This window comes from Streptomyces sp. DG1A-41 (assembly GCF_037055355.1).
Taxonomy (GTDB): domain Bacteria; phylum Actinomycetota; class Actinomycetes; order Streptomycetales; family Streptomycetaceae; genus Streptomyces.
The window spans coordinates 4,509,083-4,534,308 of the sequence record NZ_CP146350.1 but is presented as its reverse complement, the minus strand read 5'-3'; the positions used below and the strand labels follow the sequence as shown (position 1 = coordinate 4,534,308).

25 protein-coding genes, 2 tRNA genes and 1 pseudogene are annotated in these 25,226 nt (G+C 68.6%); 9 read left to right on the top strand and 19 right to left on the bottom strand.

The features are described 5' to 3' along the window. Positions 1-191: 191 nt before the first annotated feature. Positions 192-611 carry a spore-associated protein A gene (locus V8690_RS21160; protein WP_338781103.1) on the top strand — a complete coding sequence of 140 codons (420 nt, stop codon included), beginning with the start codon at positions 192-194 and terminating at the stop codon, positions 609-611. 91 nt (positions 612-702) lie between these two features. Beyond that, a complete protein-coding gene (locus V8690_RS21155; protein ID WP_338781102.1) occupies positions 703-870 on the top strand; it encodes a hypothetical protein in 168 nt (55 codons plus the stop codon). A gap of 35 nt (positions 871-905) precedes the next feature. On the opposite strand, the gene V8690_RS21150 is transcribed toward V8690_RS21155, so the two are convergent. Genes V8690_RS21150 through V8690_RS21125 form a run of 6 tightly spaced genes read right to left on the bottom strand, consistent with a single transcriptional unit; the run spans position 906 to position 5,176 of the window. Continuing rightward, a complete protein-coding gene (locus V8690_RS21150; RefSeq protein WP_338781101.1) occupies positions 906-1,661 on the bottom strand; it encodes a class E sortase in 756 nt (251 codons plus the stop codon). 13 nt (positions 1,662-1,674) lie between these two features. Then, positions 1,675-2,838, bottom strand: coding sequence for a class E sortase (locus V8690_RS21145; protein WP_338781098.1), 1,164 nt, complete (start codon positions 2,836-2,838; stop codon positions 1,675-1,677). Further along, positions 2,835-3,473 (bottom strand): aminodeoxychorismate/anthranilate synthase component II, encoded by a 639-nt coding sequence (locus tag V8690_RS21140; protein ID WP_338781096.1) that lies wholly within the window; start codon positions 3,471-3,473, stop codon positions 2,835-2,837. Before V8690_RS21140 ends, V8690_RS21145 begins: the two co-directional genes overlap by 4 nt. Then, positions 3,470-3,667 carry a hypothetical protein gene (locus tag V8690_RS21135; protein ID WP_338785676.1) on the bottom strand — a complete coding sequence of 66 codons (198 nt, stop codon included), beginning with the start codon at positions 3,665-3,667 and terminating at the stop codon, positions 3,470-3,472. The genes V8690_RS21140 and V8690_RS21135 overlap by 4 nt, the downstream gene beginning before the upstream one ends. A 17-nt stretch (positions 3,668-3,684) precedes the next feature. After that, positions 3,685-4,371 carry a class E sortase gene (locus V8690_RS21130; RefSeq protein ID WP_338781094.1) on the bottom strand — a complete coding sequence of 229 codons (687 nt, stop codon included), beginning with the start codon at positions 4,369-4,371 and terminating at the stop codon, positions 3,685-3,687. A 22-nt stretch (positions 4,372-4,393) separates the two neighbouring features. After that, positions 4,394-5,176: a DUF881 domain-containing protein gene (locus V8690_RS21125; RefSeq protein ID WP_338781093.1), complete on the bottom strand. Its 783-nt coding sequence runs from the start codon at positions 5,174-5,176 to the stop codon at positions 4,394-4,396. A 139-nt stretch (positions 5,177-5,315) separates the two neighbouring features. Here V8690_RS21125 and crgA point away from each other — a divergent pair, with 139 nt between their 5' ends. Beyond that, complete coding sequence (crgA, locus tag V8690_RS21120) at positions 5,316-5,570, top strand: cell division protein CrgA (RefSeq protein WP_059417130.1); 255 nt, start codon at positions 5,316-5,318, stop codon at positions 5,568-5,570. Positions 5,571-5,827: 257 nt separating this feature from the next. Here the strand turns inward: crgA and V8690_RS21115 are convergent, their stop codons facing one another. After that, positions 5,828-6,718: a rhomboid family intramembrane serine protease gene (locus V8690_RS21115; RefSeq protein ID WP_338781090.1), complete on the bottom strand. Its 891-nt coding sequence runs from the start codon at positions 6,716-6,718 to the stop codon at positions 5,828-5,830. 89 nt (positions 6,719-6,807) lie between these two features. Further along, entirely contained in the window at positions 6,808-7,335 is a 528-nt protein-coding gene (locus V8690_RS21110; RefSeq protein ID WP_338781088.1) for a peptidylprolyl isomerase, read from the bottom strand. Positions 7,336-7,720: 385 nt separating this feature from the next. Between V8690_RS21110 and V8690_RS21105 the strand changes: the two genes are divergently transcribed. Next, positions 7,721-8,422 (top strand): DUF5324 family protein, encoded by a 702-nt coding sequence (locus V8690_RS21105; RefSeq protein ID WP_338781085.1) that lies wholly within the window; start codon positions 7,721-7,723, stop codon positions 8,420-8,422. 275 nt (positions 8,423-8,697) lie between these two features. Here V8690_RS21105 and V8690_RS21100 read toward each other — a convergent pair. Then, positions 8,698-8,770: transfer RNA gene (locus tag V8690_RS21100), tRNA-Ala, on the bottom strand. Between the two features lie 180 nt (positions 8,771-8,950). Here V8690_RS21100 and V8690_RS21095 point away from each other — a divergent pair. Beyond that, positions 8,951-9,499 (top strand): DNA-binding protein, encoded by a 549-nt coding sequence (locus V8690_RS21095; protein WP_010032653.1) that lies wholly within the window; start codon positions 8,951-8,953, stop codon positions 9,497-9,499. 244 nt (positions 9,500-9,743) lie between these two features. Beyond that, positions 9,744-11,307, top strand: a pseudogene (locus V8690_RS21090) (protein kinase). Between the two features lie 58 nt (positions 11,308-11,365). Here V8690_RS21090 and V8690_RS21085 read toward each other — a convergent pair. Both V8690_RS21085 and V8690_RS21080 read right to left on the bottom strand, forming a co-directional pair. Continuing rightward, positions 11,366-12,661: a hypothetical protein gene (locus tag V8690_RS21085; protein ID WP_338781082.1), complete on the bottom strand. Its 1,296-nt coding sequence runs from the start codon at positions 12,659-12,661 to the stop codon at positions 11,366-11,368. Between the two features lie 221 nt (positions 12,662-12,882). Further along, a complete protein-coding gene (locus V8690_RS21080) occupies positions 12,883-13,011 on the bottom strand; it encodes a DLW-39 family protein (RefSeq protein ID WP_003999697.1) in 129 nt (42 codons plus the stop codon). 337 nt (positions 13,012-13,348) lie between these two features. Between V8690_RS21080 and V8690_RS21075 the strand changes: the two genes are divergently transcribed. Further along, positions 13,349-13,717: a DUF6344 domain-containing protein gene (locus V8690_RS21075; protein ID WP_338781080.1), complete on the top strand. Its 369-nt coding sequence runs from the start codon at positions 13,349-13,351 to the stop codon at positions 13,715-13,717. Positions 13,718-13,861: 144 nt separating this feature from the next. Here V8690_RS21075 and V8690_RS21070 read toward each other — a convergent pair whose 3' ends face one another. Continuing rightward, the gene (locus tag V8690_RS21070) at positions 13,862-14,278 is read right to left on the bottom strand and encodes a hypothetical protein (RefSeq protein WP_338781078.1); all 417 of its coding nucleotides are present in this window, start codon (positions 14,276-14,278) and stop codon (positions 13,862-13,864) included. A gap of 549 nt (positions 14,279-14,827) precedes the next feature. Between V8690_RS21070 and V8690_RS21065 the strand changes: the two genes are divergently transcribed. Continuing rightward, a complete protein-coding gene (locus V8690_RS21065; RefSeq protein ID WP_338781076.1) occupies positions 14,828-15,298 on the top strand; it encodes an SPW repeat protein in 471 nt (156 codons plus the stop codon). 186 nt (positions 15,299-15,484) lie between these two features. Continuing rightward, positions 15,485-16,219 carry a site-specific integrase gene (locus V8690_RS21060; protein ID WP_338781074.1) on the top strand — a complete coding sequence of 245 codons (735 nt, stop codon included), beginning with the start codon at positions 15,485-15,487 and terminating at the stop codon, positions 16,217-16,219. Between the two features lie 55 nt (positions 16,220-16,274). On the opposite strand, the gene V8690_RS21055 is transcribed toward V8690_RS21060, so the two are convergent. The 7 genes from V8690_RS21055 to gnd all read right to left on the bottom strand — a co-directional run bounded on the left by V8690_RS21055 (position 16,275) and on the right by gnd (position 25,071). After that, positions 16,275-16,351: transfer RNA gene (locus V8690_RS21055), tRNA-Ile, on the bottom strand. A 122-nt stretch (positions 16,352-16,473) separates the two neighbouring features. Further along, positions 16,474-17,298 carry a DUF3566 domain-containing protein gene (locus V8690_RS21050; RefSeq protein WP_338781072.1) on the bottom strand — a complete coding sequence of 275 codons (825 nt, stop codon included), beginning with the start codon at positions 17,296-17,298 and terminating at the stop codon, positions 16,474-16,476. An 18-nt stretch (positions 17,299-17,316) separates the two neighbouring features. Next, positions 17,317-19,911 (bottom strand): DNA gyrase subunit A, encoded by a 2,595-nt coding sequence (gyrA, locus tag V8690_RS21045; RefSeq protein ID WP_338781070.1) that lies wholly within the window; start codon positions 19,909-19,911, stop codon positions 17,317-17,319. A gap of 42 nt (positions 19,912-19,953) precedes the next feature. Next, positions 19,954-22,026: a DNA topoisomerase (ATP-hydrolyzing) subunit B gene (gene gyrB, locus V8690_RS21040; RefSeq protein ID WP_338781068.1), complete on the bottom strand. Its 2,073-nt coding sequence runs from the start codon at positions 22,024-22,026 to the stop codon at positions 19,954-19,956. Positions 22,027-22,479: 453 nt separating this feature from the next. Then, positions 22,480-23,046 (bottom strand): DciA family protein, encoded by a 567-nt coding sequence (locus V8690_RS21035; RefSeq protein WP_338781066.1) that lies wholly within the window; start codon positions 23,044-23,046, stop codon positions 22,480-22,482. Then, the gene (recF, locus tag V8690_RS21030) at positions 23,043-24,164 is read right to left on the bottom strand and encodes a DNA replication/repair protein RecF (RefSeq protein WP_020273094.1); all 1,122 of its coding nucleotides are present in this window, start codon (positions 24,162-24,164) and stop codon (positions 23,043-23,045) included. Before recF ends, V8690_RS21035 begins: the two co-directional genes overlap by 4 nt. Before the next feature lie 31 nt (positions 24,165-24,195). Further along, positions 24,196-25,071: a phosphogluconate dehydrogenase (NAD(+)-dependent, decarboxylating) gene (gene gnd / locus V8690_RS21025; RefSeq protein WP_338781062.1), complete on the bottom strand. Its 876-nt coding sequence runs from the start codon at positions 25,069-25,071 to the stop codon at positions 24,196-24,198. Positions 25,072-25,226: the final 155 nt, after the last annotated feature.

Below are 25,226 nucleotides of genomic sequence, written 5' to 3'. Positions count from 1 at the left end.
AGCCCCGGCATCCGGATGAGGATGCCGGGGCTCCGTCGTAAACGTGCACCTTTCACCCCAAAGGCCATTGCACCCTAATCTTTTTGGATATGCCAGATTTTTACAATCAGGTTCCTTATTCAGGTTCCACACTCAACCTCCTCCCCAAAATTCACTTGTTCTCGACACACAGCCGCCACTACCCTGATCCCGTGAGAAAATACCGGAGAATTGCCACAATTGTCGCCAGTGCTGCGACAATGATCGGGCTCGGTGTCATTGCCGCACCTTCCGCATCGGCAGCGGCCAGCTACAACGGCGCTTGCGGGTCCGGCTACAGCGTCACTAATTCCGCTCGTATCGGAAATGGCGGAACCATCTTCCTGACCTACAACTCATCGAATGGCTACAACTGCGTGGTGACCATTCGGGACACGCCGGACTCGACTCCCGGCATCGTCAGCGCCGGCCTGGGCAGGAACGGCGATATCTACAGCTGGAAGAGCGACCTGGGCAAGTACCAGCACTACGCCGGGCCGGTGTACGTGTACGGCAAGGGTTCATGCATGGACTGGACCGGCGCCATCGAGGGATACGGCGTGGCCGAGCGCAAGGCGACCAACTGCGGCTGACCAAGTCCTGGGCTTTTACGGGCCCGTCGCTCTGTCGACGGGCCCTCCAGCTTTTCTTCACCTCACCGCATTTCCTTCGGCGGAGCGGTCCATGGAAATACTCATCGGCACCCTCCAGCGCCTGGAGTACGCCCACCGCAACGGCATCGTCCACCGCGACATCGAGGCCTGCCTCGACGGCCAGCCGGTCGCGGCCACGGCCACGGCCACGGCCGCGATGAGCTCGGTGGGCTACGGCGGCTGCCCGACCACGAACTGACCGCGCGTCCGTCCCGAGCGGCTCAAGGCACTGCGCTAGGAGCGCAGTTCCTTCGGCGGTGTCCGGTCCGCGTTCACCTTCTCGACCCGCTCCAGTTCGCCCCACACGATGTAGCGGTAGGTGCTCGTGTACACCGGCGTGCAGGTCGTCAGGGTGATGTAGTGCCCGGGCTTCTTCTTGCCGGACTCCTCGGGGACCGCCGAGAGGACCTTGACGTTGTACTTCGAGGTCTCGGGAAGGATGGCGTACGCCTTGTAGACGTACCACTTGTCCTTCGTTTCGAAGACGATCGGATCGCCCTTCTTGATCTTGTCGATGTTGTGGAACTTGGCGCCGTGACCGTCCCGGTGGGCGGCGAGCGAGAAGTTGCCGGTCTTGCCCGACATCGGCAGGGCCGACTTGACGGGATCGGTGTAGTACCCGGCGACACCGTCGTTGAGGATCTTGTTCGACGTGCCCTTCTCGACCAGGACCTCGCCGTTCTTCATCGCCGGCACATGCAGGAACCCGATGCCGTCCTTGGTGTCCAGCGCACCGGGGCCGCCCCGGCCGTGAGCCCAGTCGTCACGGATTTTGTCCGCCTGCTTCCCGGCCGCCTGGTCGGCGATCACGTTCGTCCACCAGAGCGAGTAGGCGACGAACAGGCCCAGGACCAGGCCCGCGGTGATGAGGAGTTCCCCGACGACGCTCACCGCCATGGCGATCGGGCCGGGACGGCGCCGGGCCGCGGACGGCCGGGACGCCGCCGCGCCGGTGTGCTCTTCGTGCTCCGTGTCGGTGGTCGCTGCCACTGGTCATCTGCCCTTAACTGACGAGCGCATCCGGCTTGCCCTTGCTGCGCGGCCGTTCCTCGACCATCTTGCCCCAGACGATCATCCGGTACTTGCTGGTGAACTCCGGCGTGCACGTGGTCAGCGTGATGTAGCGGCCGGGCTCGGTGAATCCCGACCCCGCGGGGACGGGATCCAGGACGCTCGTGTTGCTGGGCGAGGTGACCGGCAGGATCGACGCCATCTTGTAGACGTAGTACTCGTCCTGCGTCTCCACGACGATCGGATCGCCCGGAGTGAGCTTGTTGATGTAGCGGAACGGTTCTCCGTGCGTGTTGCGGTGGCCCGCGAGCCCGAAGTTCCCCGTCTTGTCACTGGGCATCGCGGTCTTCAGCGCGCCCTCGGCGTAGTGGCCGACCATGCCCCGGTCGAGCACACCCTTGTTGCTGGTGCCCTCGGCGATCGGCACCACCACGTCCAGCTTCGGGATGTGCAGGATGGCGAAGCCCTGCCCCGGCTCGAAGGCCCCCGGGGCGCGTTTGCCGTTCGCCCAGTCGTCCTGGAGGCTGCTGGCCTCCTTGCCTGCCTGCGCGTGCGCCCGGACGTTCGTCCACCACAGCTGGTAGGTGACGAACAGCAGCATCAGCACGCCGGTCGTGATGAACACCTCACCTATCGCCCGGCTGGCCACCACCGCCGCACCCGGCTTGCGCGCCCGCGCCTGCCGCCGCGCCTCGACCCGCGACAGCGGCGCCAGCCGCCCCTCCTGGGCCGAGCGGGGCTCCGATGCGCCGCCATGGCGCCCGTGACGGCGCTTGGCGGCCTTTCTGCGGGCCGCACGGCCGCCGTGGGCGGGTCCGTCGTGCCGGGCGGCGTAAGAGCCCGCAGAACCGGATACGGGGGCACCGGCCGCGGGCGGCGGATCCGGGATCCGCAGCGCCACCGTCTCCTCGTCGACGACGGGCCGGTACGGCTCCTCCGGGACGGGCTCGTACGACGCCGGGTACGGCTCCGGCTCGGACGCGTACGGCTGCGGCTCCGGCCCTGACATGTACGGCTGTGACTGCGGCTGCGGTTCCGGCCGCGGAGAAGCACCGTACGCCCCTCCGCCCGACCACTCCTCGAACGCACCCGGCGCCCCGTACGACTGCTGCCCGTACGAGGTGTCGGACTCGCGCTCGGGGCGCAGCGCCGTCACGCCGTGGCCCTGCCCACCACCGGGGCGAGCCCGGCCGACCTCGCCACCGCACCCTGGTCGCCGCACTCCACCAGCCAGCTGGCCAGCATCCGGTGCCCGTGCTCGGTCAGCACCGACTCGGGATGGAACTGCACGCCCTCCACCGGAAGTTCGCGGTGCCTCAGGCCCATGACGATGCCGTCGTGCGTCCGGGCCGTGACCTCCAGCTCGGCCGGGACCGTCGCGGGCTCGGCGGCCAGCGAGTGGTAGCGCGTCGCCGTGAAGGGCGAGGGCAGGCCCGCGAAGACGCCCCTGCCCTCGTGCTCGACCAGCGAGGTCTTGCCGTGCAGCAGCTCGGGCGCGCGGTCCACGACCCCGCCGTACGCCACCTGCATCGACTGCATGCCGAGGCACACGCCGAAGACCGGGACGCCCGTCGCGGCGCAGTGCCGGACCATGTCGACACAGACGCCGGCCTCCTCCGGGGTGCCCGGGCCCGGGGAGAGCAGGACCCCGTCGAAGCCGTCCTGGGCGTGCGCCGTCGACACCTCGTCGTTGCGCAGGACCTCGCACTCGGCGCCCAGCTGGTACAGGTACTGGACCAGGTTGAAGACGAAGCTGTCGTAGTTGTCGACGACGAGAATGCGCGCGCTCACTGGTTGTCCACCGTCACATCGTTGAAGGGCAGCAGCGGTTCCGCCCACGGGAAGACGTACTGGAAGAGGACGTAGACCACGGCCACGACCAGGGCGAGTGAGATCAGCGCCTTCACCCACGTGCTCCCCGGCAGATGCCGCCAGATCCAGCCGTACATGCCGTCCCTTCCGTAGTACCACGGCACCAGACCCACGCCGTACAGCCACCAGACTAGCGGCGCAACGCCTCAGGTTTCCCGGCCTCCACAGGCTGGGTGGAGTCCAGGTGGGCCCAGACGATCAACCGATGACTGTGCCCCCATTCCGGTTCGCACGTGGTCAGCGTCAGATAACGGCCCGGCCGCGTGTACCCGGATGTACGTGGGACAGGGTCGATCACCTCGATGTCGGAGGGCACTGTTTTGTACGGGCCTTTGTCGATCCGATACGTGAACCAGGTCGTGCCGTCGGTCAGCACCACGGCGTCACCCCGTCTCAGCTGGGGGAAGTCCTTGAACGGGTCGCCATGGGTGCGGCGGTGGCCGGCGACCGCGAAGTTCCCCTTCTGACCGAGCCGGGCGCTCTCCGCGTAGTGCCCGAGGCCCTTCTTCAGGGTGCCGGTCGCCGTGCCTTCGAGCACCGGCTTGTTCCACGTGAAACCAAGACGCGGGATGTACATGATCGCGAAGGGCTTGCCGTTGCCGTAGGGCGCGGGTTTCGGAGGGCTCGCGGGGGAGGAGCCTGCCTCCGCGGGGGGCGCGCTCGACTTCGCCCACTGCTCCTGGAGCAGTTCGACCTGGTCGTCCATGACAGCGCCGGCCTTCACGCCGGTCCAGAACAGCACGTAGACGACGAACAGCACGATCACGCTGCCGACGGTGATGCACAGTTCGCTGACGGTCCTGACGATCACACGCACCGGCGGCTCCCCCGGCCAGGCTCTACTCCTCCACGGGCTTCGCGTAGTGCAGATCCACTGTGCCCGAGTAGCCGGGGAGAGTCACCGGCCCGTTCTCCTCGACTTTCCAGCCGAGCCCGTAGACGTTGACGTAGACCATGTAGTTCTGGATCGCCGGGGACGCCGCGAGCGCCTTCTGGAGCCTGCCCGGGTCACCGACCGCCGTGATCTTGTACGGCGGTGAGTAGACGCGGCCCTGGAGGATCAGGGTGTTGCCCACGCAGCGCACCGCGCTGGTGGAGATCAGCCGCTGGTCCATGACCTTGATGCCCTTGGCGCCGCCCTGCCACAGCGCGTTCACCACGGCCTGGAGGTCCTGCTGGTGGATGACCAGGTAGTCGGGCTGCGGCTCGGGATAGCCGGGCAGCTTGGCGGTGGCGTCCGGCGGGGCGTCGTTGAGCGTGACCGTGAGCGACTCGCCCTTGAGCTTCTGCGTGCCCGCGCGCTTCTCCAGGGCGGCGAGCTTCTCGTCCTCCGCCTTGGTGCTGCCGTCGTCGCGCTCGGCGAGCGCCTCTATCTCCTTGCGCAGGATCCCGTTGGTCTCGTCCAGCTCGCCGTTCTCCCTGCTGCGCTCCTGGATGAGGTCGGACAGCTTCAGCAGCGAGGTGTCCGTGCGGATGTTGGTGCCCTTGGCAGTGTTGAAGCTGGTGAAGAAAATGAGTCCCGCGAGAGCGAAGACGGCCGCCGTGAGGATCCGCACGGGCCGGAAACGGCGCGCGCGCTCAGGGGTGGATCCCGTCCCGGGGGAGTCGGCAGAATTGCTCAACGTACCCTTATCTCCTTCGGCGCCACGGAAGCACTACGCTAACGGACGCCCGGGGGAGCACTCAGAGTCCCCTTACGCTGCCCCGAGACCGACTCAGTTCCCTGCGCGGCCACGCAGCGCATCGACAGGAGAGACCCTCGTGCCGAAGTCACGTATCCGCAAGAAGGCCGACTACACGCCGCCGCCTGCGAAGCAGACGACCGCCATCAAGCTGAACAGCCGTGCCTGGGTCGCGCCCGTCATGCTGGCCATGTTCCTCATCGGCCTGGCCTGGATCGTGGTCTTCTACGTCACCGACGGCTCGCTGCCCATCGACTCGCTGGGCAACTGGAACATCGTGGTGGGCTTCGGCTTCATCGCCGCCGGCTTCGGTGTCTCCACCCAGTGGAAGTAGCGGTCACCGGCAGGTGAACGCAGCTCTGCCCAGGGCTGTTCACTGAGTTATCCACAGCCGTTTTCCACAGGTGGAAAAGAAACGACGATCTGTGGATAACCCGTTGAGCGTTGACGCCGGTATGACGGAAGTACCGGAAATCGAAAACTCGTTCGCACCCTGCCTGACCTGCGGAAACGCAGGTCAGTGGCAGGGGGCACGTGTGTTCCCGCACAGTGTGCACAAGATCCGCCACCCGCTGTGGACAACGCCCGCGCTCAGCTGAGCTGGGCCGTCCTCAACAGGGTCAACAGGACGACCAAGCCGAGGACCAGGGCACAGGTGCCGTACTGGATCAGGGCGCGTCGCTCGCGCGGGGCGTGGACCATGGCGTATCCGACGACGACACCGGCGACGAGGCCGCCGATGTGGGCCTGCCAGGAGATGTTGAAGCCCGGGCTGAAGGTGAAGATCAGGTTGATCACCAGCAGCGCGATGATCGGCCGCATGTCGTAGTTGAGCCGGCGCATCAGCACGGCCGTGGCTCCGAACAGGCCGAAGATCGCGCCGGAGGCGCCCAGCGTCGCCGTGTTCGGGGAGGTCAGCAGATAGGCCAGGGCGCTGCCCGCCAGGCCCGAGACCAGGTAGAGCGCGAGGTAGCGGACCCGGCCGAGTGCCGCTTCGAGCGGGCCGCCGAGCCACCACAGGCTGAGCATGTTGAACGCGATGTGCCAGATCTCCTGGTGGGTGAACATCGACGTCACCAAGCGGTACCACTCGCCTCCCGCCACGCCCTGTGTGGGCGTGAAGGGCGCCGGCGGCCAGGCGCCGAGCAGGACGAGGTCGCTCAGGAGCGACTCGCGGACGGAGACGGCGATGAAGACCGCCAGGTTGATACCGATGAGGATCTTGGTCAGCAGGCGGGGATCGGCGGTGACGGCGCCGCCCCCGATCGTCCGGGGCATGGCGGCCGTGGGCGCGTGACCGGTGCCGGAGCCGCTGCGGACGCACTCGGGGCACTGGAAGCCGACGGAGGCGTTGACCATGCACTCGGGGCAGATCGGGCGCTCGCAGCGGGTGCAGCGGATGCCGGTTTCGCGGCCCGGGTGGCGGTAGCACATGGGGACGCTGTGGGCGTCCTGCGGGCTGCCCGCAGCCTGGTCGTCCATGAGATCCCCTAGGTCGTGATGAGAAAAGCCCGCCCCGCTCATCTTTACGGACGAGCGGGGCGATTGGTTCCCTGTGGGGGCTCCGGCGCTCAGCGGGTCTCGATGACGACCGACTCGATGACCACGTCGTTGAGCGGGCGGTCGGTGCGCGGGTTCGTCTGGGTGGTGGCGATGGTGTCCACGACCTTCTGGCTGGCCGCGCCGGTGACCTCGCCGAAGATGGTGTGCTTGCGGTTCAGCCACGCCGTCGGGGAGACGGTGATGAAGAACTGCGAGCCGTTGGTGCCCGGGCCGGCGTTGGCCATCGCCAGCAGGTAGGGCTTGTCGAAGCGCAGGTCCGGGTGGAACTCGTCCTCGAACTGGTAGCCGGGGCCGCCGGTGCCGTTGCCCAGCGGGTCACCGCCCTGGATCATGAAGCCACTGATCACCCGGTGGAAGACCGTGCCGTCGTAGAGCCTGTCCGTGGTCTTCTGTCCCGTCTCCGGGTGGGTCCACTCCCGCTCGCCCTGGGCGAGCTCGACGAAGTTCTTGACCGTCTTGGGGGCGTGGTTCGGCAGAAGCCGGACTTCGATGTCGCCGTGGTTGGTCTTCAGGGTGGCGTAGAGCTGCTCAGCCACGATCTGCCTTCCGTTGTCTTTCCGTGACTCCCTGATCCTCGCATGGACGGGGCTCCGCGTCGCCCGACCTCCGTTCACCGGAGGTAAACCGGGCCGATCGCTTGCAGAAAACCAGTCGAGTAGCCCCGAGGCGGGGGCGCATGGCGACGATCCGTGGCATTGTCGACGACAAGCTCCTGTTATCCCCTATTCATCCGCTATTGCAGGTGATCGGCTCCCGGTCAGCACTCAGTCCGCTCTTGATCGGTTTTCGACCGGAGGCAGCCCGGAGCCGGCTCCCGTGACCCGGATGCCCGCCCGCGCATGCCCGGTGGTGCACCGGGAGGCATGATCCGTAAAAGGGTGGAAAGTCGAAATACCGTACGCCACCGAGGAGGAGGAACCCGTGACCCGCATCGACAGCGTGCGCGCCGCGACTGGTTCGGCGAAGGACAGCGTGCTGCACGCCGCGGAAGTGGTGGCGCCCTACGCCGACACGGCCAAGGACAGGGCCGCGCACTACGCACACGAGGCACGCGTACGGCTAGCGCCCAAGGTGACGCAGGCCGCCGGGCAGGCGCGCGTCCAGTACGGCGCTCATGTACAGCCGTATCTGGAGCAGGCCCGTACCCACGTGCCGCCGAAGGTCGACCAGGCCGCCCACGAGGCCGCCGTCCGCACGCGCAAGGCCGCCCGGCAGGCGGCGCAGTACTCCAGGCCGAGGCTCGAGCAGGCGATGGCCACGGCCGTGCCCGTCACGAGCGAGGCCGCCGCCCGGAGTGTGGCCGCGATGGCCGCGCTGCGCGGTCAGGTCTCGTCGAAGGAGGTCCAGAGGCTGATCCGCAAGCAGGAGCGGCGGGCGAAGGCCGGCCGGGCCATGAAGACGCTGGTCGTTGTGGGTGCCCTCGCGGGCGGCGCCTTCGCGGTCTGGAAGTGGTGGGACAAGCAGGCCAACCCGGACTGGCTGGTGGAGCCGCCCGCCGCGACGGAGGTTCCCGAGTCGGGCCGCCTGACCTCTGTGGACGGCAGCGGTGAGTCCGTTCTGGACCCGGAGGTCGAGGCGAAGCAGGCCGAGGACGAGGCCTCCCGGCGCGACGACCGTTCCTGACAGCCGACCGGGTCCGAAAGCTCGGCTGCGGATCCGACCGCTCGGCCACCGAATCCAGCAGCACGGCGGGGCGGGAGACTTGAGGCTCAGATTCGAGAGCCTTGCGAGTCTCCTGCCCTGTCGTGCTGTTTCACGTGAAACATGCGTCGCCCATCCCTGAGCGCCCCCGCCCGGCCCACCGCAGGGGTACACCCCTCAGGTGCCTCCGCAGAGTGCCCAGGCCACGCAAAATGCCCTCCGGACCGCGTTTCCGCAGATCGGAGGGCATTCGAGAGTGGAGCCTAGGGGAGTCGAACCCCTGACATCTGCCATGCAAAGACAGCGCTCTACCAACTGAGCTAAGGCCCCGGAAGAGGAACATCCAGCCGGAGAACCACGTCCCGGCGGGCGTCGGAGACCAGAGTACCGGGTCTCCCCCGTGATTCCGCAAAAGGATTGGGGTCCCCGTCGCCGACCACTCTCCGTAAGATGCTCGGCGTGGTTCGCTACCGCGAACCGCCGTACTTGGGGAAGCGATGGGGAGACGCAATGGACGCCGCACAGCAGGAAGCCACCGCAAGAGCGCGGGAACTGCAGCGGAACTGGTACGGGGAGCCGCTGGGGGCGCTCTTCCGTAGGCTCATCGACGATCTTGGGCTCAACCAGGCTCGTCTCGCGGGGGTTCTGGGACTGTCCGCGCCGATGCTGTCGCAGCTGATGAGCGGCCAGCGGGCGAAGATCGGCAACCCGGCTGTGGTGCAGCGCGTGCAGCTGCTCCAGGACCTGGCGGGGCAGGTCGCGGACGGCAGCGTGAGCGCGGCCGAGGCCACCGAGCGCATGGAGGAGATCAAGAAGTCACAGGGGGGCTCGGTGCTCAGCAACACCACACAGACGACGAGCAGTTCGGGGGCTCCCACGGTCAAACGCGTCGTCCGGGAGATCCAGTCGCTGCTGCGCTCGGTCGCGGCGGCCGGTGACATCATCGACGCCGCGGAGACGCTCGCCCCGACCCACCCGGAACTGGCGGAGTTCCTCCGGGTGTACGGCGCCGGCCGCACCTCGGACGCGGTCGCGCACTACCAGTCCCACCAGAGCTGATCCCACCGCCCCGCCGCCGAAGGGGGTTCGGCAGCGGGCGTGGGTGAGGTGACGGGGGATGCGTCGCGGTACGGGCGGGCACGAGGGGGCGTGTGCCGTACGGGGGACCGGTCGACGCGAGGGGGACGTGTGTCGCTCATCGGTACCACTCATCGAGGGAGCCGATTCACCCTTCGGGGAGTCGTCACGCTCGTCGAGGGGGAAGCAAGGGGGGAGACCACAGGGGGAGGAGCGACGTACAGCCATGGGTGAGGTGTTCGCCGGCCGGTACGAACTGGTCGACCCGATCGGACGCGGAGGGGTCGGCGCCGTCTGGCGCGCCTGGGACCACCGCCGCCGCCGCTATGTGGCCGCCAAGGTCCTGCTCCACAGCGACGCGCACTCGCTGCTGCGCTTCGTGCGCGAACAGGCCCTGCGGATCGACCACCCCCATGTGCTCGCCCCCACCAGCTGGGCCGCCGACGACGACAAGGTCCTCTTCACCATGGACCTCGTCGCGGGCGGCTCACTGGTCCACCTCGTCGGGGACTACGGCCCTCTCCCGCCGGCCTTCGTCTGCACGCTGCTCGACCAGCTGCTGGCGGGGCTGGCCGCGGTGCACGCCGAGGATGTCGTGCACCGGGACGTGAAACCCGCCAACATCCTGCTGGAAGCCACCGGCACGGGCCGGCCCGGCTGCGGCTGTCCGACTTCGGCATCGCGATGCGGCTGGGCGAACCCCGCCTGACGGAAACCAACCTCGTGGTGGGGACGCCCGGATATCTCGCGCCCGAGCAGATGATGGGCGCGGAGCCGGACTTCCCCGCCGACCTGTTCGCCGTGGGCCTGGTCGCGCTGTATCTGCTGGAGGGCGCCAAGCCGGACAGCAAGGCGCTCATCCAGTACTTCGCCGAGCACGGAACTCCCGGCGCGCCCAAGGGCATTCCGGAGCCGCTGTGGCAGGTGGTGGCCACGCTGCTCCAGCCGGACCCGCAGGCCCGGTTCCGTACGGCCACGGGGGCGCGCAAGGCGCTCGCCGCCGCCGCGGAGCTCCTCCCCGAGCCCGGCCCGGACGACGAGCTGATCGAGATCTTCGACCAACTCGGCCCGCTCCCCCCGGGGTTCGCGCCGGACGGCCCACTGGAGAGAGCGCGGGGGCTGCGACCGAGGGGGGACGAGCCGCCCGGCCGGGTGACGGGCGGGGAGAGGTCCGGTCCGGCGGCGTACGAGGAGCGGTCCCGGCAGAACGCCTCCGGCAAGGGCGACGCCTGGTCCGACCCGGGCGCAGCGGTCGTACCGCCCGGCCCCCGCCAGGACACCGTCCCGCCGGCCACCCCGGCTCAGACGCCCTCCATGTCGGACACCGGCAGCTTCCACCTGCCGCCGCCCCAGGCCACCGTCACCGACTCCCCCACGCCGGACCACGACGCACAGCCCCCGGCGCAGGCACAGGCCTCGGCGCAGGCACAGGCCTCGGCGCAGGCACAGGCCTCGCACCAGCAGGCCTCTTACTCCCCCTACGACCCCACATACCCCCTGTCCCCGTCCCGGCCGCTCCCAACGGCGTACCCGGGCCACCCAAACCACCCGGGCCACGCGGGCTATCCCCGTCAGCCCCTGCCCCCCGCAACACAGCAGCCCACCCACACCTCCACCGCCCCCTACACCGCCCACACCCTGCAGACCCCACCGCCCGGCCAGGGGACTTCACGGCACCGAGCACAACGCCGTCCCCGCCGCGCCGGCCCCCGGCCAGGGTGGCGGTCCCGCTCCTGCTCCTCGCCCTGGCCTGCTACGCCGTCGGGTTCTGGGCCCTGACCCGCATATGAGCACCCGCGGACACCAGCCCGGTCCCGCCCGGCTCCCTCTACGACGCCCACGGGGCGCTCACCCGGCGTTCCTCCGCCGAGCCACCACGGTCCACACCCCGAGCCCCACCAGCAGCGCGCTTCCGGTGCCGATCCCGCCCACGGCGACGATCCGCATCGCGGTGTCGTCTCCCCCGGCCACGCCCTCGGCCGCCGCCTCCCGGTCCTGCTCGGAGACCTCGAAGACGCCCTTCGGCTCGGACTCCCCCACGTAGTCGGGCCCGCCCCGTGCCGCCCCGCTCACCCGGACCCGCAGTGTCATCTTGAACGGCCCGTCCCCGAAGGTGCCGGCGACGCTCTCCGCGAGGTGCGCGACGAGGTAGTAGGAGCCGGCGAAGCGCATCGCGCCGACCTGGCCGATGACGGCGTAGCGGTTGGCGTGGTCGGCCGGCGGCAGGGGAGGCAGGCTGCCGGACTTCTGACCGCCGTCGTAGCCGACGCCCACGTCGGCGACGGGGCCGCGCGCCGGGTTGTACAGGGCCAGGTCCAGCGCGTCGGGCGTGTAGCCGGTGCCGCCGGAGGCCGAGCTGCCCAGCTCGGCGGTGACGTGGAGCTGCTGCCCCCAGTCGACCGGCACCTCGTAGAAGAGCGTCTGGCCGGGGAGGATGTCGTCCCGCCAGACCCCCTGGTCCAGCGGGGTCGCCCCGGCGAACCCGGCACCGCCCCGGCGGCGCTCGGCCTCTCCCTGGAGCGGCTGGGGCGAGGCGGAGTTCCACACCTCGGGTGCGCTGGTCGGCCCGGTCTTCGCCGTCCGGGGCTCCGTCATGGCGACGAGTTCCAGATCCCAGGCGCCGGGCGAGGAGCCCTCGCCCTTCGGGTCGGCGCGCTCGACGGACACGTAGTAGTTCCCGGCCTCCCGGCACAGCGGCTTGGTGGGCGAGATCTCGCGCCGGCCCCACGCCGCGATCGGGTGCGGGCTGCGGGCGGCGCCGAAGCTCGCGGTGTCGCTGGAGCAGGGGGTGCCCTCGTCGTCCTCCACGGACACCTTGAGCCCGTCGATGACGGAGACGGTGCTGCCGGAGGAGGGGACGGCGGTGACGGAGACGTACGCGTTCGACGTGGCGTCGAGCTGGAGGCGGTAGCTGACCTTGCCGCTGCTCGGGAGGGAGCTCTTGTAGGCCGTTCCGGGCGTCAGCAGCTTGGCGTCGGCGGTGCTCCTCGCCCCCTCGATGCTCCGGGCGCCGTCGGCGAAGGCGTACGGGCTCGGCGACACCGCCGTTCCGGACGCCCCGGCGGCGGCCAGGGCAACCTGTCCGGGCACCACGGCGGCCGTCGTACCCAGCACCACCGCCACGGCGCCCAAGCGCACGACCACCGACGAAGGACGACCGCGCCACGCGCCCGCACGCCCCCACGCCGTACGACACCGTCCTCTCACGCGCCACCCCTCACGTACCGGACCGCAGAACCGCCGTGAAACGACACACCGTGGAACCGTGGCCCATCCTGCCCCGCCGCCGCGTCCACCGTCCCCGCAAACACACAAAACCCCGACCGCGAGGCGGCCGGGGTGTGCTCGGTTTGGAATGTCGTGACTCACGAACCCGTGGGCACGGAGTCAGTCGCCTCCGTCCACAGATCCTGCTCGGCGCGATCCGCCTGGATCTGGCGGTACACGAGGAGCCCGCCGATGGCGGCCAGTGCGACCAGGAGAAGCTTCTTCACCGCGCGACCTCGTCTTTCCTTGACGTAGGGGACCTCTGGCGCCCGACTATACACACCGACCGATACCGATCGGTGACCTGAGTCGGCTCTCAACTCCCGCCCCAGGAACCGGGATAGAAGCGGAGTACACCGCTCCGACCGGAGAGTGATCACACGCCGACGGACGGTTACTTCGCCCGTACTCCTCCTCCTTCCTCACCTTTTCACCCCTCTTGCGTCCATCCGGGTGGTGTTCATCTGAACATCGACGCGCCACGGGCGTCGGTCCACCACTTCTCGGCCCCCATACACATCATGAGGAAAGTACGCAAATCGCCCAACCCGAAAGTGAGGGGTTATGGCCCGGAACAAGGTCATGAAGCTGTGGACCGCCATCGTCACCGCCTGCCTCGCGCTGTGCACGGCGCTCGGATTCGTCACGACGACCGCCGCCGCGGCGGTACCGCAGACCGAGCAGAAGCGCAACAGCGCGCTGATCCCGCAGCAGCGGACGGCGCCGGCGACGGCCCCCTGGTCCTTGTCCTGCGCCAGGGCCCTGCCCCCCACGATGAAACAGCGCATCCGCGCCGAGGCCCACGGCAAGTCCCCCAGCTGCCGCCACCGCCCGCTCGCGGACACGACGGCATCGCCCACCGCCGACTACATCGACGACGGCACCGACGCCGATGGCGACCCAGCGGACCATCTCACTCCGCTACAGCGCTGATATCCCCGGCATGTCCCGGCGACCCGCGTACAGGCCCGGCAGCTCCGAGGAGCCGCCGGGCCTTCTTCACCCCGCGATCAGCCCTTGAAAAGCGTGACCTGTGTTTCCCGCTGTCCGGTGTCGGCCGTCACCGGGTGGTCCCGGTCATCCGCTCGGACCCTGCTGCGCATCGTCGCGGTGCCCGGGCTGGAACGAGGTGCCGGGTTCCGGGCTGGTGAGGCTGACCGCCCACGGGACGGGCGCGCCCGGCGTGCAGGCCACGGTCGTCTGGTAGGACGCCCCCGGCGTCTCCTTCTTCTGGATCTGGAAGACGTGGCCGTTGAGCGAGACGCTCGCGGGCTTGATGCACGTCACGGTGCCACCGACGGTGATCCGCCCTTCCAGGACGTCCACCGTGCCCTCGGGGTCGACGTTCATCCCCATCATGTGCTCGATGATGAAGGAACCGGAGTTGGCGTTGCACCACTTCTCGGTCCCGTCGTCGGTCCCGCTGAACACCGGTTCCGGATCCTCCGGCTGGGCATCGGACCATCCGTCCGTGCCGCCCTGGACGTCGAACAACTGGACCGCTCCAGCCGTGTACGCGTACGGCTGATTCCGGATCGGCAGTCGTCACAGGAACCTCACGGATACCAAAAGACCCCCAGCCGGTATCGACTGGGGGTCTTCTCGCTGGTGGGGCTGACAGGATTTGAACCTGTGGCCTCATCCTTATCAGGTCGATCATGCGGGCTTGTCGAGTCGGCCAACAAGGTCTGCACTTCGCCCGATCGTCCACTGACGTCCGGCGGAGACCGCCCCTATCCGTGATTGTTGGTGTCAGCCGCTGATGTCAGTCGCTGCATGCGGTCTTGACGAGCGATCTCACCAGCCCCCGCACCACAACGAGGCGCTCAGGACGCTGGTGGGTGCGCTGCCGGGCGCCAGGGCTCAACAGCGGTTGCGGTGCGCGGCTGCTGCACTCAGCCCAGCGCTCGGCGGCTCGCCCGGCCAGACAGACCACCTCCTGCAGCGGTGCCCTCGGACTTGGCACCTCAGGACGGTTATCTCATCCCTACGGGGTACTCACTCCCAGATAGGACACATAACGGACAATTTGGAGGAAGTGCAATGGCGACGCAACCCCGGTCAGACATGGAAACCCATCCCGACATCGTCGCAATGCGCAATCGACACGAGATGGCCGAACGCTTCGCGACCACCCCGAGGGCGCAAGCCGTCGAGGCCATGGCCCTGATCACAGGGCTCTACCTCGCAGCCTCACCGTGGATCGCGGGATTCAACGACTTTTCCACCCTGGCGGTCAACAACCTGATCACCGGTATCGCCTACGCCCTCCTCATGAGCGGTGGCTTCGGCCGGGCGTACGAGCGTTCGCACAGCATGGCGTGGGGTGCTTGCGTGCTGAGCGTGTGGACGATCTTTGCGCCGTGGGTTGTGGCAGGTGACGTCAGCACCACCAGGACCATAGTCAACAACATCATCGTCGGCGTGATCGCCCTGATGCTGGCCCTCATGGCCGCCGCAGCTGCCCGCCCGGTGGATCAGTCGTCCGGCGACCGCTCTTCTGCGCGTAGGTGATCACCCCTCGGCAGCAGGCCGAAACCGGCCTCAACCCACCACCCACTCCAGCTCCCATCCCGTACACCGTCGACCCACACACCGCGGAGCAGGCGTGGTTCATGGCGTCCAGGTGGAGCGCGCCACTGTACAAACACCCTGCGGCGCGAGAATGTCGGCGCGGCTACACGCTTCGAGGTCCTCCGCGTGCTACGGAACGCCCTCAACCGAGCCATCCGCGAGGAGCTGCCCACGCGCAACGTCGCCCTCCTGGTCGACATGCCCAAGGTGAGCCAGGACAAGAGGAAGCCCTGGAACGCGCATGAGGCGATCACGTTCCTCCGTGCCGTTCGCGCGCACCGTCTCTACGCGGCCTGCGTCCTCGTCCTGGTCCTCGGCCTCCGCCGCAGTGAGGTCCTCGGCCTGCGCTGGCAAGACATCGACTTCGAGGCGGGCCAGTTCACCCCGGTCAAGCAGGTGCAGCGCGTGAAGGGCGTCGGCCTGGTCCTCAAGGACCTCAAGACCGAGTCGTCACAGGCGGTACTCCCGCTCCCGGAGTTCTGCGCCCGTGCCCTGGAGGAACGCCGGGAACTCCAGCAGCTCGAACAGAAGCTCGCTGGGGACCACTGGGCCCAGGAGCCGGACCATGACCTGATCTTCTCCTCCGAGCACGGCGGCATGATCGACCCCGTCGGCTTCTCCCGGACCTTCGACCGGCTCGTCAAGCGGGCCGACATCCGCCGCATCACAGTCCGTCTCGCCCGGCACACCTGCGGGACCCTCCTCGCCTTCCTAAAGGTGCACCCCAAGGTCGCTCAGGCGATCCTCCGACACAGCCAGATCAGCATGACCATGGATGTCTACACGCATGTGGTGGGCGACAGCGAGCGGGAAGCGGTCGGCATGCTCGCCGAGCTTCTGGAAGATCCACTCATCGGCTGATGTCAGCCATGGATGTCAAAGACCCCCAGCCGATATCGACTGGGGGTCTTTTTGCTGGTGGGGCTAACAGGATTTGAACCTGTGGCCTCATCCTTATCAGGGATGCGCTCTAACCAACTGAGCTATAGCCCCGCCGCGCTGTGCGGTGTGTGTCCCGCGCGCTGACTCCTGAAGATTAGCGCACGACATGGGCAGTCCCAAAATCGGTTGTCGGGACACCGGCATCCGCTGTCAGTGAGGGATCTTCGAGGGATCTACTCGTCCTCGGCGAGCGTCAGCTCCACACCGCCCACGAAGCCCGCGGACAGGTTGTAGATGAACGCGCCGAGCGTCGCGAGGGCCGTCGCCAGGACGACGTCGATGACCGCGATGACCGACGTGAACATCAGGACGTTGGGCAGCGACAGGAAGGCCTGGAGGTCGAAGCCGTTCGACTCGTTGGAGCCGGTCGCCTCGGAGATCGTGCCGCCGACCGTGGAGAAGACGCCCATCGCGTCCATCACCATCCACAGCACGGCGGACGCCACGATCGTGCAGATGCCCAGGGCGATGGAGAGCAGGAAGCTGACCTTCATCACCGACCACGGGTCGGCCTTGGCCACGCGCAGGCGGGCCTTGCGGACGCGCGGCGTGGTGCGGGCGCCTGTCCGGGGGCGCCGTACGGCACCGGCGGCAGCACCGGCCCCGGCACCGGCCGCCGCCGGCTGCGCCGGGTAGGCCTGCGGCGGGTGGTACGGCCCGGCCTGCTGCTGTGCCTGCCGTTCCCCCGGCAGTGGGGAGGCCGTCTGCGCGGCGGTGCCCTTCTCCTGCGCGGCCGGCTCGGGCTGCGGCTGGGCGCCGGATGCGGACGGGCCCGCTCCAGCGGTGTGCTGCTGGGTCTGCGGACCTCTGGTGTCCGTCACAGTTCCCCCCTGTGATCCATGCGTGTCAGACGAGGGCGAGTCCTTGGCCGGGGACTTGATCGCCTTCAGGTTGGTCGTGTGCGGGTCCGCCGCACGCGCGGCGGAGCCACGGCCGCCGTCGTCCGTGTCCGTACCCTTCGAGGTACCGCTCGGTCCGGCGCCCGTGGCTCCGCTCACGCTGACTCACTCCTCGTGCTACTCGGCCGAGGGCGCCTCACCCTCGTCCGTGCCGGTGGTCGCGCCACCTTCGGCGGTCTCGTCGACGACCACGTCGCCGTCGACCTCCTCCGCCTCGCGTCCCGCCTCGGCGTTGCGTGCGATGCCGACGACGGCATCGCGCTTGCCCAGATTGATCAGTTGGACGCCCATGGTGTCACGGCCGGTTTCCCTGATCTCGTTGACTCGCGTACGAATCACACCGCCGCCCAGCGTGATGGCGAGGATCTCGTCGGTCTCCTCGACCACCAGCGCGCCGACGAGGGAACCGCGATCCTCGACGATCTTGGCGGCCTTGATGCCGAGGCCGCCGCGACCCTGGACGCGGTACTCGTCGACGGCGGTCCGCTTCGCGTACCCGCCGTCGGTGGCAGTGAACACGAACGTACCGGGTCGAACAACATTCATCGAGAGCAGCTCGTCACCCTCGCGGAAGCTCATGCCCTTGACACCGGAGGTGGCGCGGCCCATGGGGCGGAGGGTTTCGTCGGAGGCGGTGAACCTGATCGACTGAGCCTTCTTGCTGATCAGAAGCAGATCGTCGTCGGACGAGACGAGTTCGGCACCGATCAGTTCGTCATCCGAACCGTCCTCCATCGACCGGAGATTGATCGCGATCACACCGCCGGAACGCGGCGAATCGTAATCCTTCAGAGGCGTCTTCTTCACAAGTCCGGCCTTGGTGGCGAGGACGAGATACGAAACCGCCTGGTAGTCGCGGATCGCCAGGATCTCGGCGATCGCCTCGTCGGGCTGGAAGGCGAGCAGGTTCGCCACGTGCTGACCGCGCGCGTCCCGGCCGGCGTCGGGCAGCTCGTAGCCCTTGACGCGGTAGACACGGCCCTTGTTGGTGAAGAACAGCAGCCAGTGGTGCGTCGTGGACACGAAGAAGTGGTCGACGATGTCGTCTTCCTTGAGCTTCGTGCCGCGGACGCCCTTGCCGCCGCGCTTCTGGGCGCGGTAGTCGTCGGTCTTGGTGCGCTTGATGTAGCCGCCCCGGGTGACCGTGACGACGATGTCCTCCTCGGCGATCAGGTCCTCGATGGACATGTCGCCCTCGTACGGGATCAGCTTGGTCTTGCGGTCGTCGCCGTACTTCTCGACGATCGCGGCCAGCTCCGCGCTGACGATGCCCCGCTGACGGACCGGGGAGGCGAGGATCTCGTTGTACTCGTTGATCTTCGCCTGGAGTTCGTCGTGCTCCTGGACGATCTTCTGGCGCTCCAGGGCGGCCAGTCGGCGCAGCTGCATCTCGAGGATGGCGTTGGCCTGGATCTCGTCGATCTCCAGCAGGCTCATCAGCCCCCCGCGCGCGATCTCGACGGTGTCGCTGCGCCGGATCAGCGCGATGACCTCGTCGATGGCGTCCAGGGCCTTGAGCAGACCGCGCAGGATGTGCGCGCGCTCCTCGGCCTTGCGCAGCCGGAAGCGCGTACGGCGGACGATGACCTCGATCTGGTGCGTCACCCAGTGGCGGATGAACGCGTCGAGCGAGAGCGTGCGCGGCACGCCGTCCACCAGCGCCAGCATGTTGGCGCCGAAGTTCGTCTGGAGGTCGGTGTGCTTGTAGAGGTTGTTCAGCACGACCTTTGCGACCGCGTCCCGCTTCAGCACGATGACCAGGCGCTGACCGGTGCGGGAGGACGTCTCGTCGCGGACGTCCGCGATGCCACCGATCTTGCCGTCCTTGACCAGGTCGGCAATCTTCTGAGCGAGGTTGTCCGGGTTGACCTGGTACGGCAGTTCCGTGACCACCAGGCACTGGCGGTTCTGGATCTCCTCGACCTCGACGACCGCGCGCATGGTGATGGAGCCGCGGCCGGTGCGGTACGCCTCCTCGATGCCCCGGCGGCCGACGACGAGCGCGCCGGTCGGGAAGTCCGGGCCCTTGATGCGCTCGATCAGCGCGTCCAGGAGCTCCTCGTGGGAGGCCTCGGGGTTCTCCAGGTACCACTGGGCGCCGGCGGCGACCTCGCGCAGGTTGTGCGGCGGGATGTTGGTCGCCATGCCGACCGCGATGCCGGCCGAGCCGTTGATCAGCAGGTTCGGGAAGCGGGCCGGCAGGACGGTCGGCTCCTGGGAGCGGCCGTCGTAGTTGTCCGTGAAGTCGACGGTCTCCTCGTCGATGTCACGGACCATCTCCATCGACAGCGGCGCCATCTTGCACTCGGTGTACCGCATCGCTGCCGCCGGGTCGTTGCCCGGGGAGCCGAAGTTGCCGTTGGAGTCGACCAGCGGCATGCGCATCGACCACGACTGGGCGAGACGCACGAGCGCGTCGTAGATGGAGGAGTCGCCGTGCGGGTGGTAGTTGCCCATGACGTCGCCGACGACGCGGGCGCACTTGTAGAAGCCGCGCTCGGGGCGGTAACCGCCGTCGTACATGGCGTACAGCACGCGGCGGTGGACGGGCTTGAGGCCGTCGCGGACGTCCGGCAGCGCACGCGAGACGATGACGGACATCGCGTAGTCCAGATACGAGCGCTGCATCTCGGTCTCGAGCCCGACGGGCTCGACGCGCATGGCCAGGGCGTCACCCTCGGGCGACGTCACGGGAGTGTTCTCGTCGGTCATTGCTGGTGAAGGTCCTTCCTGGTGCGGTCAGCTGAGACCGACTCAGATGTCGAGGAAGCGGACGTCCTTGGCGTTGCGCTGGATGAACGCGCGGCGGGCCTCGACGTCCTCGCCCATGAGGACCGAGAACAGGTCGTCGGCCTGCGCGGCGTCGTCGAGGGTGACCTGGCCGAGGACGCGGTGCTCCTGGTCCATGGTCGTGATGCGCAGCTCCTCGGCGTTCATCTCGCCGAGGCCCTTGAAGCGCTGCACCGAGTCGTCCCGGATGCGCTTGCCCGCCTGGCGGCCCATCTCGATCAGGGCGTCGCGCTCGCGGTCGGAGTACGCGTACTCGAAGTCGTCCTTGCCCCACTTGATCTTGTAGAGCGGCGGACGGGAGAGGTACACGTGCCCGGCCTCGACCAGGGGCCGCATGAAGCGGAACAGGAAGGTCAGCAGCAGGGTGTTGATGTGCTGGCCGTCGACGTCGGCGTCCGCCATAAGGATGATCTTGTGGTAGCGGAGCTTCTCGATGTCGAAGTCCTCGTGCACACCCGTGCCGAACGCGGAGATCATCGCCTGGATCTCCTGGTTCTGGAGGATGCGGTCGATGCGCGCCTTCTCGACGTTGAGGATCTTGCCGCGGATCGGGAGGATCGCCTGGTACTGCGGGTTCCGGCCGGACTTGGCCGAGCCGCCGGCGGAGTCACCCTCGACGATGAAGATCTCGCACTTGGTCGGGTCGTTCGACTGGCAGTCGGAGAGCTTGCCCGGCAGGGACGCGGTCTCCAGCAGGCCCTTACGACGGGTCAGATCGCGGGCCTTGCGGGCCGCCACTCGCGCGGTGGCCGCCGCGATGCCCTTGCGGATGATGTCCGCGGCCTCGTTGGGGTTGCGGTCCAGCCAGTCGTTCAGGTGCTCGTAGACGACCTTCTGGACGAAGGTCTTGACCTCGGTGTTGCCCAGCTTGGTCTTCGTCTGGCCTTCGAACTGCGGCTCGCCCAGCTTGACCGAGATGATCGCGGTCAGGCCCTCGCGGATGTCGTCACCGGTGAGGTTGTCGTCCTTCTCGCGCAACAGCCGCTTGTCGCGCGCGTACTTGTTGATCAGCGAGGTCAGCGCGGCCCGGAAGCCCTCTTCGTGCGTACCGCCCTCGTGGGTGTGGATGATGTTGGCGAAGGAGTACACGCCCTCCGTGTAGCCGCCGTTCCACTGCATGGCGACCTCGAGGGACAGCTGCCTGTCCTTGTCCTCGGCCTCCAGGTCGATGACGGTGGGGTGCACCGCTTCGCCCTTGCGGGAGTTGAGGTACTTCACGAAGTCGACGATGCCGCCTTCGTAGTGGTACGAGACCGTCTTGACCTCGGCGGTCTCGTCCGCGCCCGCCTCGTCCGCCCCGGAGGTGGCCTTCGCCGACTCGCGCTCGTCGGTGAGGTTGATGCGCAGGCCCTTGTTGAGGAAGGCCATCTCCTGGAAGCGCCGCGACAGCGTCTCGAAGGAGTAGTCGGTGGTCTCGAAGATGTCCGCATCGGCCCAGAACGTGACCGAGGTGCCGGTCTCCTCGGTGGCCTCGTGCTTGGCGAGCGGCGCCGTGGGGACGCCCATCTTGTAGTCCTGCGTCCAGCGGTATCCGTCGGTCCTGACCTCGACGGAGACCTTCGAGGACAGCGCGTTCACGACGGAGACACCCACGCCGTGCAGACCACCGGAGACCGCGTAGCCCCCGCCGCCGAACTTGCCGCCCGCGTGCAGCACGGTCAGTACGACCTCGAGGGCCGGCTTCCCCTCGGAGGGGACGATGCCCACCGGGATGCCACGGCCGTTGTCGACGACCCGGACGCCGCCGTCGGCGAGGACCGTCACGTCGATGGTGTCCGCGTGGCCGGCCAGCGCCTCGTCGACCGAGTTGTCGACGACCTCGTACACGAGGTGGTGCAGTCCTCGCTCACCGGTCGAGCCGATGTACATGCCGGGTCGCTTGCGGACCGCGTCCAGACCCTCGAGGACGGTGATGGCACTGGCGTCGTACGACGCCGTTACGGAGGCCTCGGCGACTCCGGCCGGGGCCTCGGTGGACGGGATGTTCTCGTTGGGGTTGCCGGAATCGGCCACGAAGCGCCCTTTCTGGCACAGCACGAGCCAGGCTCGTCGGCGGGTTGCCGGAGCGGCTGCGGCATGTTGCGTTGGTAAGCCTTGATCAGCGTTGCTCAGCTTTTCCCGGACGGTCCCCACGATTGGGGCGGGATTGCTTCCAGTCTACCGGTAGCACTGACACTGATGGGGGTTTGCCGGTACCTGAGTCCGCATGTGCCGCCCTCGACGGGTCTCGTCCGACTCCCGATATACGGATGGGGGCTCCAAGAGGCTCACGGAGGCACTCAGCGCTTCCGGCCGTCAACCCTTGGCTACTTCGGAGTCAGGTCGCGATTCGCAACCGCGTGCGGTGGTGCGAAGAGGGGGGTGCCGGGGTTCCGAGCAGGCCGTCGGCGCCCACCTTTGTGATGTCGGTCACTTGTTGCCGACCGGTGGGAAACGGGCGCCGAGCGGGCCCTCGCGGGGCCTCCGGACAGCCTCGGTACGGGGCTCCCGTCAGCCGTAGGTGTCGCCGGGGCCGGTGCTGCCGGGGGCGCGCAACGGGCCGTAGCGGCGGTTGGGCGCGCCGGGGCCCTGCACCTTGATCAGCTTCACCGTGCCGTGTCCCAGGTCCTCGTTGAGGCGCGCGACCAGGTTCGGGGCGAGCAGCCGGAGGTTCGTCGCCCAGGCCGTCGAGTCGCAGCGCACGGACAGGACGTGCTCGTCCTCGTCGTACCTCTCCGGCATGCAGTGCTTGGCCACGTCCTCGCCGACGATCTGCGGCCAGCGGCCCATCACGCCGCCCACCGCGGCGGGAGCCTCCCAGCCGCGCTCGGTGATGAGCCGGTTGATCGCGGAGCCGAGCGCCATGGGGTCGCGGCGGTCCGCGCGTGCGCCGGAGCGCAGTCCGCCGCGGCGCGCCTGCTTCTTCTGCTGCACCGCGTCTCCACGCGCGCGTGCGACTTCCTTGGCGGCGCGGAGCGCCACGCGCGCGAGGTCGACGCCGGACGGCTCGGGGGACCGGGGCACGGGGGCTTGCCCGGACCGGTTCTCCGGGGTGCTCGCCGGTGTGTTCTCCGTCATACGCGCTCCACTGTCCCCTCGGCCACGGCGAACCGCACCCCGGACAGCACATGCGGTACGTCGTCGTCGACCGCGGCCGTCACCAGGACCTGCTCGCCGGGCGCGACCAGCTCGGCGAGGCGCTCACGGCGGCGGGTGTCCAGCTCGGCGAAGACGTCGTCGAGCACCAGCACCGGCTCGTTGCCCTCCGCGCGCAGCAGGTCGTACGAGGCGAGACGCAGCGCCAGGGCGTAGGACCAGGACTCGCCGTGCGAGGCGTACCCCTTGGCGGGCAGCTGGCCGAGCTTGAGCAGCAGGTCGTCCCGGTGCGGGCCGACCAGGGTGACGCCTCGCTCGATCTCCTGCTTGCGGGCCTCGGCGAGCGCGGCCATCAGCTGCTCGAACAGGTCCTCGCGGGTGTGTGCCTCGCCGGGCGCGGACGGCTTGTACTCCAGGGCGATCGGGCCGCCGCCGGGGGCGAGCTGCTCGTACGCCTTGTCGGCGAGCGGCTGGACGGCGGCGATCAAATCCAGGCGCTGGGCGAGCAACTCGGCGCCCGCGCGCGCGAGATGCTGGTCCCAGATGTCGAGCGTGGACATGTCCATGCTGCGGCCGCCGTGCCGCCGGGCGAGCGCGGCCGACTTCAGGAGGGTGTTGCGCTGCTTGAGGACCCGGTCGTAGTCGGAGCGGACCCCGGCCATGCGGGGGGAACGGGCGGTGATCAGCTCGTCGAGGAAGCGGCGCCGCTCACCGGGGTCGCCCTTGACCAGGGCGAGATCCTCGGGGGCGAACAGCACGGTCCGTACGATACCCAGCACGTCACGCGGTTTGACCTGCGAGGACCTGTTGATCCGGGCCCGGTTGGCGCGGCCCGGGTTCAGCTCCAGCTCGACCAGCTGCTGCCGGTCGCCCTGCCGCACCTGGGCCCGGATGATCGCGCGCTCGGCGCCCATGCGGACCAGGGGGGCGTCGGAGGAGACGCGGTGGCTGCCGAGCGTGGCGAGATAGCCGACGGCCTCGACGAGGTTGGTCTTGCCCTGCCCGTTCGGCCCGACGAAGGCCGTCACTCCCGGGTCGAGCGGGACCTCGACCCGGGGGTACGAGCGGAAGTCGGCCAGCGACAGATGCGTGACATGCATGGTCGTTTCGCCGACCTCTTTCGGTGCTCGGTTACTTCTTCTCGACCGCGTGGCCGCCGAACTGGTTCCGCAGCGCCGCGATCATCTTCATCTGGGGCGAGTCCTCCTGACGGGAGGCGAACCGCGCGAACAGCGCCGCGGTGATCGTCGGCAGCGGCACCGCGTGGTCGATCGCGGCTTCCACAGTCCAGCGTCCCTCACCGGAGTCCTGTGCATAACCCCGGAGCCTGTCCAGGTGCTCGTCCTCGTCGAGCGCGTTGACTGCGAGGTCGAGCAGCCAGGAGCGGATGACCGTGCCCTCCTGCCAGGAGCGGAAGACCTCCCGGACGTCGGTCACGGAGTCGACCTTCTCCAGGAGCTCCCAGCCCTCGGCGTAGGCCTGCATCATCGCGTACTCGATGCCGTTGTGGACCATCTTCGCGAAGTGGCCCGCGCCGACCTTGCCGGCGTGCACCGAGCCGAAGTCGCCCTCCGGCTTGAGGGCGTCGAAGATCGGCTGCACCTTGGCGACGTTCTCCGCGTCGCCGCCGTACATCAGCGCGTAGCCGTTCTCCAGGCCCCATACGCCGCCGGAGACCCCGCAGTCGACAAAGCCGATGCCCTTGGCCGCCAGCTCCTCGGCGTGCTTCTCGTCGTCGGTCCAGCGGGAGTTGCCGCCGTCCACGACGACATCGCCGGGCTCCAGCAGTTCGGCGAGCTCGTCGATGGTGGACTGCGTGGGCGCGCCCGCCGGGACCATGACCCAGACCACGCGCGGGCCGCTGAGCTTGCCCACAAGCTCCGGCAGGCTGTGGACATCGGCGAGGTCCGGGTTGCGGTCGTATCCGAAGACGGTGTGGCCCGCGCGGCGGATCCGCTCGCGCATGTTGCCGCCCATCTTGCCGAGGCCGACGAGACCGAGCTCCATCAGTGGTGTTCCTTAGGTTTGCAGGTGTCCGACGTGGCGTTGCGGCACTTTCGTGCCCGTGCCGAGCCTAAACCCGGACGCTCGCGCACATCTGTGGGCATACGCGCTCAGTCGTACGCCCTCACCTGCGGGTTTGCCCCCAGCCTGTGGATAAC

Coding starts and splice junctions, on each gene's coding strand:
- recF (WP_020273094.1), bottom strand. CDS start 24,164: ATGCATGTCACGCATCTGTCGCTGGCCGACTTCCGCTCGTACCCCCGG.
- gnd (WP_338781062.1), bottom strand. CDS start 25,071: ATGGAGCTCGGTCTCGTCGGCCTCGGCAAGATGGGCGGCAACATGCGC.
- V8690_RS21075 (WP_338781080.1), top strand. CDS start 13,349: ATGGCCCGGAACAAGGTCATGAAGCTGTGGACCGCCATCGTCACCGCC.
- gyrA (WP_338781070.1), bottom strand. CDS start 19,911: ATGACCGACGAGAACACTCCCGTGACGTCGCCCGAGGGTGACGCCCTG.
- V8690_RS21155 (WP_338781102.1), top strand. CDS start 703: ATGGAAATACTCATCGGCACCCTCCAGCGCCTGGAGTACGCCCACCGC.
- V8690_RS21035 (WP_338781066.1), bottom strand. CDS start 23,046: ATGACGGAGAACACACCGGCGAGCACCCCGGAGAACCGGTCCGGGCAA.
- V8690_RS21065 (WP_338781076.1), top strand. CDS start 14,828: ATGGCGACGCAACCCCGGTCAGACATGGAAACCCATCCCGACATCGTC.
- V8690_RS21115 (WP_338781090.1), bottom strand. CDS start 6,718: ATGGACGACCAGGCTGCGGGCAGCCCGCAGGACGCCCACAGCGTCCCC.
- V8690_RS21095 (WP_010032653.1), top strand. CDS start 8,951: ATGGACGCCGCACAGCAGGAAGCCACCGCAAGAGCGCGGGAACTGCAG.